Consider the following 12,397-nt stretch of genomic DNA (forward strand, 5'->3'; position numbering starts at 1 on the left):
CTAAATAAAGTTCTATTTAACGTCTGTCATGTTATAAAGATGATTCTGACCCTTAACGAACCGATCATAAGCAACTAATGCATACATTGCTTGATCCGTAGCCATAAGATCTACTTCTCCTGGTTTCGCACCTCCGTCGCTCACTCCACCCTGCTTCACGTGATAGAAGCCACCTTCAGGTGCAGCAAAGCCTAGCAACGCATCAACCACTGAGCGTCCATTTTTAATAAATCTTGAATCCTTATGTGGATCTATACCAAGGCCAGTTAAAGCTACAATCACCTGAGCAATGCTCTCGGAGTTCGTAGATTCCCAGCTTGCAAAACCACCGTCTGCTGTTTGTGTTTTGGATAACCAAGCAATTCCACGATCCACAGCAGCCGTTACTTTGGCATTGGTTTTGTAATAAGGAGTCAAGCCTTGAATAACCATCCCAGTGATATCCGGATCAGCTGCAGTAGCATTACTACCTAGTGCCCATCCCCCACCACTGATCTCTCTGCCCAAAATATAATCGATGAGCATCTCTCTTGTTGTCTGCGTCTTTACATTCTTAACCACAGGAATGTCGTAATGGTTGCTGTCCAGTGCGATAAGTGCAAACACAGGACCATTGATGCCTTGCTTGATTAAAGTATCAAAATCAGCAAGCGGTTCAAGCAGGTTATAACCCGCCACTTTATCAATATTTTTGCCGATTGAAGTTAATGCCAAAATAACTCTATCATATTCCGTATATTTTACGCTATGCAGCTTCCCTGATTTTTCTTTAAGGGTTGCTTCTACATTCGCATAGTACTTCGCGTAATAACTATCTGGAACCTTTACACCAGAACGTGCCAACCCGAACACTGTCCAGTCCCCACCAATCGTGGAGATGACCGGGTTTGTTACTGTTTTTTGCAAAAAGGCTGCTGTGTTCTGAATGTATGGAGTAACGGCTGTGTTCTGAATATTTGGAATAGCCACTTTGTTCCCACTCTTATAATCATGGGATCTAGTAGCTACAACGGCTGCCATTTCTCTTGTTACAAACTCTTTAGGTTTAAATTGATTATTATCACCTAACATAAGTCCAGTGGCAACAATGGTTTCCACGTCTGCTTTAGCCCACGCGGATGCTGTTCCAAGATCCTTGATCGCTGTCCCTGGCTTCGTAGCTGAGATTGACAATGCTCTAACGATAATAGCTGCCATTTGCTCGCGAGTAATCTTGTCATTTGGTTTAAATTCATTATTAAAACCTGTAATTAGACCTGCCTTATGAGCAGCATTCACATATGGATAGAACCAATCTCCCAGAGCAACATCCTTATAGGTAATTCCTTTATCACTCTTAAGATCAAGTTCCAATGCAGACACTAGGATCTTAGTAAACTCTGCTCTTGTAATATAATCTTTCGGATTCACCTGTCCATTGTTACCTTGGATAAATCCTTTTACTGTAGCTGTTTCAATCGCTGAGTACGCCCATGAAGAGATCTTATCGGCGTCTTTATATACTTCTTTAATATCATTCGTATTCTGGTTGGGAGCCTTCGATGTATCCTTAGGAGTTTCTGTTGGAGCTGTTGTACCCTCAGGATTAACACCGGTGGAGCTACCACCTGGTGCAGGGGTAGCGCTAGGTTTAGGCGTCGGAGTTGGTTTAAATCCTGATCCCAAGTCCTCACCTAGATCCGTAGTATAACGCCACTGAATACTTTCCCCAGCACTTAGGTTATATGAAGATGCGCCATAATTAGGATATGTTCCATTCACATTATACTTCCATCCACTACCATCGCCATGGTCAAATTCCCCATCACCAGCTATGGATTTGACATATACACTACCAAAATTTTGACTCCATGAATAATCATAGCTGATACTACGGCTATCTAGAACTCTTTGTAGCACAGACCATACTGTGTCACCTTGTTGTAGTTCAACCTTTACAGATGGCACTACATAACCTTTATTGATCGTAAGTTTATCCACGGATAAAGTTACGTATTGTTTCGATGGCGTGGTTTCACCACCACCAACGCTGCCACCATCACCAACAGGGGGTTGGACCATAATAGAAGTATAAGCAATGTAATCCGTGAAGTGATTGGTTTTTACAATTAAATCATTACCACTATCATAGGCATACTCAGACTTACCGCTCTCAAAACCTAAGGCATCACTTGCAAATTTTTGAATCGCATGAGGTGTGCCATCTTGAATATAGGCTGCATCTTTTCCTTTAAGGTCCTTAAAGGTTAAGGTAATAAATTTATTGAATTCTACTCTTGCGCTGCCACCCATGGAGAAAGCTTGAATAATGTTCTCTAGCTTTTTATCCGCAGGAATAATTGGATTCAGAGTATCTTTTAGTACTGATTCTGTGCCTGTTAATGGTGAAATCAATTCAATTGCAGAGGCATCCCCACCTCTAACTTTTGCACCCATAGGAATGACTACAGTTACATCACCTTTAGTAGCCTCTATCTGAGGAAGTTCGCTGTTACTAGGTAAGTTAACACTAACCTTCGATTGATTAGCCTCTGGAATGGTTACTGTGATTTCTTTACTGCTATCTCCGGAGCTGATCGGAATGATGTAATCATGAGCATCATCTGGAATTGCTACTACCGGTTTATCTCCTGAAGGTAGCTGTACTTCTACTTCTTTCGGTGTTTCGGGTTGTACCGTTGGTTGTGCGCTTGGTTCTACCGTTGGTTGTGCAGTTGGTTCTACGGTTGGTTGTTCAATTACCACATCATTCATATCAAAGAGACGGTTCTTATGATTGATCAGTCGATCGTAAGCAACAAGTGCATACGTAGCTTGATCCGTTGACATACCATTCACTGAACCATTTAAAGAGCTCTTAAACCCACCATTAGGTCCAGCATAGGCAAGAAGCGCATCTATAAGCGATTTTCCATTTTTTATAAACTTAGGATCAGTCTGTGGATTTATTCCTACGCTAGTTAAGGCAACAATAACCTGTGCGATGCTCTCGCTACTTGTGCCAAACATACCTGTAAATCCACCTTGGATGTTTTGGTTCGTGGACAACCATGTGATCGCCCGATCTACAGCGTCTTTTACATCTTCACGGGTATAATAAGGTGCAAGTGCTTGTATCGCCATCCCAGTCATATCGAAGTCTGCTTTGGTTACTCCTAAAGCCCATCCACCGGCATCTGCTGTACCTTTTTTAACCTCTTTATCTAAGATGTACTGAACCAGATTTGCTCTTGTACTTTGATATATTACTCCCTTTTCATCAGGCTCAGGGAATAGTTTCGGAATCTCGTAGTTATGACTATCTAAGGCAATCAGAGCAAATATGGGACCATTGTTCCCTTGCTTCTGAACATATTGATAATCAGCGAGTGCATTGATTAGATTATACCCCGCAACATCCGTGATATCTTTTCCGATAGAGGTAAGTCCTAGAATCGCTCTGGAATTCTCTGTGCTTCTACTAGCATCGAGTTTTCCGTCCTTCATTAATCCTTTTACTCTCTCAGCTACGTTGTTGTAGTAAAGATCGTAATAACCACTTGGTACTTCGTAGTTAGCACGTGCTAAAGATAGAATTGACCATTCTCCGCTACCTGTTCCAAAAGACGGATTCTTTACAGTGTTTAGGATATAGGCAAGACTTTTATTTAATTGTTGTTTGGCCACAACATTATTAGGTTGTTCTAGTTGAACATCTCTCATATCATATAGACGGTACTTATTATTGATCAGACGATCATAAGCAACAAGAGCATACGTGCCTTGATCCGTAGCCATAGAGTTTACTTGATAGTATGATGCTGGCAAACTCTTAAAGCCACCATTAGGTCCAGCATTGGCTAGGAGCACATCAATCAGAGACTTCCCATTTTTATTAATAAACTTAGAGTCACTATGTGGATCTATGCCAACTGCAGTTAAAGCAACGATCACTTGTGACATACTTTCTGTATTTAAAGATCCAGCTTGAATTTTCGAGTTACTTGCCAACCATTGAATTGCTCGATCCACAGCAGCTTTTACATTATCATGAGTTGCATAATATGGTGCAAGACCTTGTATCGCCATTCCAGTGATATCGACATCTTGCCAAGAACCAAAACCCCATCCACCACCGGTTATCTCTTGACTTAAAATGTGCTGAATCAGTTTTTCTCTTGTGGTTTGATCTTTAACCCCTTCAACTACAGGAATGTCATAATTCCGAGTATCTATGGCTATTAGAGCAAATATAGGGCCATTAATCCCTTGCTTCTTAACAAAATCAAAATCAGCGAATGCCTTTCTTAAATCATAACCTGCAACATTCGTGATATCCTTCCCGATAGAGGCAAGTCCTAGAATCGCTCTGGAATTCTCTGTGCTTTTAGTAGCATCGAGCTTTCCATCCTCACTTATTAATTGTTTTACACTATTAGTTAGATTGTTGTAGTAGAGATTATAATAACTACTTGGTACTGTGTAGTTGGCCCGTGCTAATGAAAGAACTGACCAATCTCCGTAATCTGTTGCAAATTGTGGATTCTTAACGCTTTTCAAGATATAAGCCAAACTTCTATCTAACTGATCTTTGGCAGTAATATTGTAAATAACTTGATACGTTACATCTACTGCTTTGTTCTTTGCTCCATCAACAGCCGTTACTGTTATTGTATTGCTACCTGGGTTAAGAGACGCTTTGTATTCACCATTAGTAGCATTTAAAGTGACCGAATTAACTTTTACAGACGGAACAATATCTTTATATACGTTATCTGTTACAACTACTTTGAAGCCTACATCTCTACTCGAAAATTGCTGGTTATTTTGTATACCTTCTATTGATATAGTAGGGCTCTCAGTATCTGGCTCTTGCACTACCACATTGCTCTGTTCTACTACAGATTGATCAAACTCCGTTGTCACTACTACAGGATCATTATTCGCCCCATTCGCATGAGCCGGAACTACACTTGTAGAGAACGTCGTGATAAATACAGCTACAATGAGTAACCAAGCTAAAAACTTATTTTTCTTCATTTTTCTTTAACCCTTCCCTTCATTTCCTATGATAAAAAACAGAGTAAACTTCTTCAGCAATACAAAAAAACCACTCAACATAAACGTCGAGAGGTTTAAGATAGTGAACCGCAATAAAAGCAGGCATATACTATATCAAGCACCTCTCTATCGCTCGTAGAGTTTGATGGTGTAACAGAAACAGGCTGATATTCTGGCTCAAGTATCATCATCCTTGCTACCTTCCCAGTTTCCCAGTGGCATATTACAAGGACTCCTCTTTCACAGCGGCGGGACCGCGCGGGAATTACACCCGCTTTCCATTTAACCAATCTATGATTGTTCTTTCGAAACATTCATAATTGGCACCTATTGCTAATATTAAATTTTCCATCCCCCATCATATCTAATATATATGCTTTTGTCATGTTATATTTGTTTTTTTACGTAAATGAAAGGATTGATCAAGGGTGTAAGCGGCAGGGGGGAGCTTAAAGATGCTAATGGCTTGATGGTTGACTTAGCAGTAACGATAACCGCTGAATAAACCTGCAAAAGTACATCTTTTAATGATACGAGGAGGACAGGAGCATGATTCCTACAAATCTGCAGTTATTTTTGCTCCTGAAGAAGATTTCGAGTCATAAATGAGGATATTCCTGTACATACGCAGTTTTTGATCTTCATGAAGAAGATATCCCATTAAAAAACTGTATCTATGCAGGCTTTCTCTAGTCCATCGGGAGGTACAAAGCGAAAAGTATGGATGAATAACATTTTACATTGTGGGATGTGAGCCGTGGACTCTTGAAAGTTTTATATAGCGAGTAGTTGGCGATAATCTCATTGAATATCAGATGATTTTAACCACAATATACTCTTTTTCTCTCAGCTCAAAGCCATCCTCCAGTGACAAAGAAGCCAGATCAAAGATGCGATCAAGCTTTTTATTACGCGGATGATCCTCTTCCTCTGCCCAACATGTATAAAGCTCAAACTCAGAGCCTGATACTCCATAATCTGTCATAACCTTAAATAGCTCTCGACAACACTTAAGTGAAGCGTTATACGATCCGGTTAGCGTATCTTTCAGCTTAGGAGATACGGAGAAGCCGCCCCAATTAGGTGAAATCCGGTACACAAACGGACTCCGAAAATGCATGCGAATTACCTCGTTCCAATACCCAAGCTCCTCAATAAAAATGCCCGCCGCATCCTCTTCCGAATCATATACAAGACAATCCTCATCTCTAAGATGAGATAGATCTACGATATCATCCAGAGGAATCATACCTTGATCACGCAGGGCCTCCCTCTGCCTTAAATACTCTGGGGAATTTTTCACTTCGTTATATGTCTTAGATGACAGTACACTGCCTCTTTCTCCTAACGGAAGCTCTGTAGCCGAGCCTATGTAATGAAATCTGCTCATTGGATTGTCCTCCATCACTTTGGGATAACTTCAAAACACTAATTTTTATATGAATTTACCACAAATTAGTAAGGTACACACTAGAAATGTTCTATGTTAGGGTATTTGGTAAGCGTTTACAACTAAAAAAGGAGGAATACATGTTCATCTATGCAACAAAGTGCTGAGGAAAGATCAGGTTTTACGCATCCTAAAAAATGATCTCACAAAGGAGAATTCAATGACTACACGAATCCAAAAATCATTCTTATCATTGACCCTTGTCACCGCTCTTCTGCTCTCTCTGTTCTCATCGATTGCCGCCGCTGATTCTAAGGACGAGCAACAAGCTAAGGCAGCGCCAAAGAGTAAGATCCAATCCTATGTAGACAATATGCAGCCCGGATGGAACCTCGGTAATACTTTAGATGCTACGGGTGAGGATGAAACCTCCTGGGGCAATCCGCGTGTGACCCAAGAACTGATTAAGAAAATCGCCGCTCAAGGCTACAAAAGCATCCGGATTCCGATCACATGGGATTCACACATAGGCGAAGCACCGAACTACACCATTGAACAAGCTTACCTCGACCGTGTCGAAGAAGTTGTCGGCTGGGCGCTGGACGCTAAGCTGTATGTAATGATCAATGTTCATCATGACTCCTGGTTATGGGTAAGCCATATGGAGGAGAAGCATGATGAGACGCTGGTGCGTTATAATGCAGCATGGACTCAAATTGCGGACCGCTTCAAGAATAAATCCGATAAGCTGATGTTCGAAAGCATCAATGAACCCCGCTTCACAGATGGTGGAAGCACAGATGAAGCGAAGATGGAGCAAATGCTTACAGAGCTCAACACCTCCTTCCATCAGATCGTTCGAAATTCCGGTGGAAAGAATGATGTACGTCCGCTAGTTCTCCCTTCATTAGAGACTTCTCCTACGCAGCCTAGAATAGATCAGCTCTACAAAACGATCACAGCACTCAACGACCCGAATATAATCGCGACCGTTCACTATTATGGCTTCTGGCCGTTTAGTGTGAATATTGCTGGTTACACCACGTTTGAAAAGGATACAAAAAACGATATTACCCAAACTTTTGATAACGTTTACAACACATTCGTAGCGAAAGGAATTCCTGTTATCGTCGGCGAATTCGGGTTACTGGGCTTCGATAAAGACACAGGTGTGATTGAACAAGGCGAGAAGCTGAAATTCTTCGAGTATCTTACCTATTATTTAAAAGAAAAGAAAATGACCACCATGCTCTGGGATAACGGGCAGCATTTCAACCGCAAAATGTATAAGTGGTCGGACACCGAGCTTCACAATGTATTAATGTCTGGTCTGAAGGAACGTTCCTCCAGCACCGAAAGCGACCTGCTCTACCTGCAAAAAGGGGCAACGATCAAGGACACCAAAGTGAAGCTAAACCTGAACGGCAATAAGCTAACCACCATTAGTGTAAATGGAAAAAATCTAACCAAGGGCAAAGATTACACCTTGAATGGTGAAGAGTTAACGCTCAAAGCTAGCCAGCTCAAAAAGCTCACAGCTTCCCAAAAATATGGCGAAAATGCCGTGTTATCCCTGAAATTCAATAAAGGCGTTACGTGGAGACTTAAGGTCATTGTGAATGACACTGTCAAATTAAGTGACGCAAAAGGTACGACTGAATCGTTTGCCATCCCAACTACCTTTAATGGCAACCAGCTTGCCACGATGGAAGCTGTCTATACCACTGGCGGCAATGCAGGCCCGCAAGACTGGACTCCATTCAAGGAGTTCGGCAATACCTTCTCTCCATCTTATAACACGAAAGAAATCAAGCTGCTTCCAGCGTTCTTTAAAGATGTGAAAGACGGTGAAGTCATTCTTAAATTCCACTTCTGGAATGGCGACATTATTACGTACAAAATCACGAAGAGTGGAACCAGTGTAGTAGGAAAGTCATCTTAACGTTCCGTTGTACAGCATAAATAAGGGTGTCCCTTCACGGGGACACCCTTATTTTCAAACTACATCATATATAAACTTCTTCATACGAGATCAACAACAAACGATAGACCAGATATACTCCAAGGTAGGCCCCTGTAATAAGGAACATTGGGTTCAGAAAAATCGCATGGATCGAGGTCATAAATACCGTGTTATCTCTTAATATTTCATATATGGCTAGGGCAGAAATATTACCTAAGATAAGCGCAGACAACACAGAAGCTACATTGAAAACAATACGCCACTTTATCCATTTGCGTTGTATCATTAGCATGGCGATAGGAACCAATATACTGCCAAGTACGATTAGAAATTTCATTAACCCCACCCCGGTATCTCTTTAATCGTCCAGTTCAACACTTTCGATTTGACCTTCGGCATTCACTGTCCACTCGATTTCAACACCTGTCTTCAGTCCAAGCTTGTCCTCATCTTCGATCACTACATGATCGGGAATAGTTATGGTTTGCTCTCCCCCACCTTCGACTTTAACAGTAACCTGTTTACCGTTAGCCGCAGTAATCCTCCCATCATATTCAATCTGATGCAGAACAATCTTTTGACTCGGATCCGTAATGGTGACCCGCTTGCCGCCGTCTGTCAGCAGCTCAATCTTTTTATGATAACCATCCTTTAACGTGACTTCCTTAATCACTCTCTGAACGCTAACACCCGCCGGAATTCCCTCTGCATTTGTACCAGACGATGTATTGGGTTGTTCTGTAGCATTGTTCGTAGCCACTGGTGTAGTGGCTTCTGTTGTAGGCGTTGGAGTGGCTACCTGTGTGGTTTCATTGGCAGCTTTAGAGCAGCCACTTAATAGGACAGTGCAGGCACAGATCAAACAGAGAATTGAAGCTCGAATCTGGCGTTGTGTTTTTCCTTTATTCTGTGTCATCATTTACCTCCGAATTTAAATTTTTTCCAGTTCTATTAGTGGAAATAGTTTTACCTCTTATCTTTCTTTTATTCACCAGAAAATGGGCCACCTGAATTACACCCTTATTATCACAGCGTCATAGCGCGCCCATATCTAGCTAAATACGCTTCCTTCTCCTTATAATCCGGCATGAGGCTTCCAACCTTTCGCCAAAAGGAGCGGTCATGATTCATATGAAGCAAATGGCATAGCTCATGGATGATCACATAGTCGATAACCTCCACAGGAGCCATCGCTAGGCGGTAATTAAAGGTTAGCTTTTTATCAGAGCTACAGCTTCCCCACTTGGTTCTGGACTCTACAATCTCGATGGTCTTTGGCTTTACTCTAAGCTGCGTCTGATATTTATTAATCCGTTCGCCTACAATTTTCTTGCAGCTTGCGAAATAGAATTTCTTCAGCTTAAGTTTAAGCTCTTCCTCATTTAAATCTCCTGTCTCTATTAGCTCTTGCAGCGAATAATATTTACCTAGATGCAGGAACTTTCCCTCATCTTCATACTCTTTGAGCTTTGGCGTTTCACGAGCTGCTTCAATTTTTTGAAGTTTCTCTACTATTAATTTACCATTGCGCAGAGCCACTTCTTTAATCGTCTCTTCACTTGTTTTCTTGGGAACCTTAAGCGTTATGCGCCCTGAAGAATCTATATGAATGGAGATTTTCTTGCCGTTTCCATATTGAACATTAAACTCGATCACCTGATTGTCGTAATCAATCTTCATACCCACCATCGTCTCTATAAGGTTATTCGCAGCAAAAAAAGAAGAACGCTTTTAGGCGTTCCCCCTATTTTAACATGATTTATCAATACACTGGAAATCCTGCCACAAACATCGCTAGGTACAAAAGACTCCCCACAACAGAAACTACAGTAAGTTCAACATCCTTTGACCTCTCTTCAGTGAGTGTGACAGCAGCAAAAGCTAGTGGAAATGCAACAAGCAAATACCGCGGGGCTGACAGCAGCCAGGTAGCTCCCACTACGAACGCAAAATACACAATAAAATAGGCGGTGTATGAAGGTCGTAACTTTGTCGCACCCCTGAACATGATAATCAGTGCAGAGAATATAGCGATTAAATTAGGCAGCCACATCCCGAGGAAAGAACGACTATCTCCACTCTTAAAGGTGCCCACGGCATATTCCATCTGATATCTTACCGTATCAAAAAAGAGATAAAACCGCTGAGACCAATGCTCTCTCTGATAAATGCTGAACTGAAATGCATTTCCCGTAACGTAGTAATTGATATACAGATAAACCAGCAAACCCATTGATATGATAGCGAGACAGCCCACGGCGGTGGTAATTCTATGTATGAACGCTTTTTTATCTAATAATTTGTAGTTGCCTATCAGATCCCGACTAAATTCAATCGCAACCGGTACAATCAGAAGCACCCCAGGAGAACGAGTATACGCTGCAAGTGCACCACATAAGCATCCAATAAGCCATTCTTTTTTTCTCACAAAATATAAACACATCAGCGATAGGGCTAGAAATAGAGATTCGGTCATCGGAATGAAGAAAAAGAACTCAGCAGGGAATATGAAAATATACTTCACGACTCGCATAGCATTCTTTCGATGCAAGTCTAGTGCAGCAAGCTCATAAGCGACCAAAGCTGCGACAATTGAAGAGATATTTGAAACGATGAATCCAGCAACAAGATAATTTCCTACGAATACCTGAACCACTTTTAATAAATTCGGAAAAAAGGGAAAGAACACAATATGGTACCTTGCATCTCCCTCGGTCACGTACCCGTTCTCCGCAATCCCCAAATAATGAGAAGCATCGATCCCAAATATATGCCAGGTCTCAGCGATTTTACTAAACAGACCCCCTGAATACCCATTCTGTATTATCAAAAATACATAACCGATGAGCATAAGCAGAATTCGACTCGCTAATATCCAGCCAATAATATAAAGCCAAGTCCGCCTTCTATCCCGCTCCTTCCTCTCCTGAATTACCTCCTCTGCTGTATTCGACAGCATAAAGTCTGACAAGACAGGTATCGTGCGGAGTCCCAATAACACAAAAAGTAGGAAACAGACCACGGAAGCAATTGTGCCCATCACGGTCCAACTATTGGTCGAAAGTACCCAGTAAATAGCCGTCACCGTCATAACTAGCATGAAGATGAAGGATATGATTTTGTCGTGCTTTTTCATTTGATCCTCCAATTATTTAGTTCAAACAATAGTATAAAAAGGGTATTATTTCCTATAGAAGTATCATAGTCTTTGTGTATTTTTTTGTAAATCATATATTATCTCTTCCTCACTCCCCCCCATAGCTGAAATAAAAGTTCAAAGGCAATTCATCATCACTTTGAAAACTGTTCGACATCCTGTAGGTTATATACAATTTATCCTCGCCCTTACCGTATGACCATGATTCTTCGATAGAGCCTGTTAATGGCTTTAGCGGAAGAGTCATTCTGTCAATCGTTAGGATAGATTTTTCGACTTTTTCAGCCTTCTCCTCATCCGCAGGTTTGTATTGGTTCATAAAAGCACGTACCAGTTCTCTCGCATCTTGATAACCGCTTTCCGATCTGGGGAAAACCGTTCCTACCCGGTAACCAATGATTTTATTGGTCTTAATATCTACCACAATCTGCTGTATAAACTCCTTTTGATTCACAGATAAGATATCATCCTGCATAATTGTACCCAAGGTTGTATCGTATTCACCCACAGCATCCGCAATTTGCAAAGCAGCAAGCCCTTCTTCACGCGGCTGCATGAACACAGCCCGATGCTCTTCCACATGTGTGAAAAGCTCAGCATACTTGGGTCTGTCCTTACTGCATGCAGTGAATACCAGCAAAAGAATGACTATTCCACAAATGAGATTGAAATATGATTTTTTCAAACGAATACACCTCCTGGCCTGACGAAACCGGTTTGGTTGATCAACCTCCTAAACCTTACCATATATTAGAAAAAAGACACAGATATTCATGCCTTATATTAGAAAAATAAAGCATACCAACGGCAGTGGACCCCAAAGAAAAAGCCCGAGCGTTTATGCTCG

8 protein-coding genes and 1 riboswitch are annotated in these 12,397 nt (G+C 41.4%); of the genes, 1 reads left to right on the forward strand and 7 read right to left on the reverse strand.

The features are described from left to right. Positions 1 to 12: 12 nt before the first annotated feature. Together NSS67_RS30520 and NSS67_RS30525 are read right to left on the reverse strand one after the other, a co-directional pair. The gene (locus NSS67_RS30520) at positions 13 to 5,019 is read right to left on the reverse strand and encodes an S-layer homology domain-containing protein (protein ID WP_339317531.1); all 5,007 of its coding nucleotides are present in this window, start codon (positions 5,017 to 5,019) and stop codon (positions 13 to 15) included. 165 nt (positions 5,020 to 5,184) lie between these two features. Continuing rightward, a riboswitch (cobalamin riboswitch) is annotated at positions 5,185 to 5,386 on the reverse strand. Between the two features lie 465 nt (positions 5,387 to 5,851). Next, a complete protein-coding gene (locus NSS67_RS30525) occupies positions 5,852 to 6,430 on the reverse strand; it encodes a hypothetical protein (RefSeq protein ID WP_339317532.1) in 579 nt (192 codons plus the stop codon). A 220-nt stretch (positions 6,431 to 6,650) separates the two neighbouring features. Here NSS67_RS30525 and NSS67_RS30530 point away from each other — a divergent pair, with 220 nt between their 5' ends. Further along, positions 6,651 to 8,372, forward strand: coding sequence for a cellulase family glycosylhydrolase (locus NSS67_RS30530; RefSeq protein WP_339317533.1), 1,722 nt, complete (start codon positions 6,651 to 6,653; stop codon positions 8,370 to 8,372). Positions 8,373 to 8,436: 64 nt separating this feature from the next. Here NSS67_RS30530 and NSS67_RS30535 read toward each other — a convergent pair whose 3' ends face one another. The 5 genes from NSS67_RS30535 to NSS67_RS30555 all read right to left on the reverse strand — a co-directional run bounded on the left by NSS67_RS30535 (position 8,437) and on the right by NSS67_RS30555 (position 12,235). Beyond that, positions 8,437 to 8,730: a transposase gene (locus tag NSS67_RS30535; RefSeq protein WP_339317535.1), complete on the reverse strand. Its 294-nt coding sequence runs from the start codon at positions 8,728 to 8,730 to the stop codon at positions 8,437 to 8,439. A gap of 21 nt (positions 8,731 to 8,751) precedes the next feature. Continuing rightward, positions 8,752 to 9,312 (reverse strand): hypothetical protein, encoded by a 561-nt coding sequence (locus NSS67_RS30540; RefSeq protein ID WP_339317536.1) that lies wholly within the window; start codon positions 9,310 to 9,312, stop codon positions 8,752 to 8,754. Between the two features lie 107 nt (positions 9,313 to 9,419). After that, positions 9,420 to 10,073 (reverse strand): SprT family zinc-dependent metalloprotease, encoded by a 654-nt coding sequence (locus NSS67_RS30545; protein ID WP_339317537.1) that lies wholly within the window; start codon positions 10,071 to 10,073, stop codon positions 9,420 to 9,422. An 82-nt stretch (positions 10,074 to 10,155) separates the two neighbouring features. Beyond that, complete coding sequence (locus NSS67_RS30550; protein WP_339317538.1) at positions 10,156 to 11,529, reverse strand: hypothetical protein; 1,374 nt, start codon at positions 11,527 to 11,529, stop codon at positions 10,156 to 10,158. Positions 11,530 to 11,638: 109 nt separating this feature from the next. Then, positions 11,639 to 12,235 (reverse strand): hypothetical protein, encoded by a 597-nt coding sequence (locus tag NSS67_RS30555; protein ID WP_339317539.1) that lies wholly within the window; start codon positions 12,233 to 12,235, stop codon positions 11,639 to 11,641. Positions 12,236 to 12,397 lie beyond the last annotated feature (162 nt).

It is taken from the genome of Paenibacillus sp. FSL R10-2734 (genome assembly GCF_037963865.1).
Taxonomy (GTDB): Bacteria; Bacillota; Bacilli; order Paenibacillales; family Paenibacillaceae; genus Paenibacillus_AQ.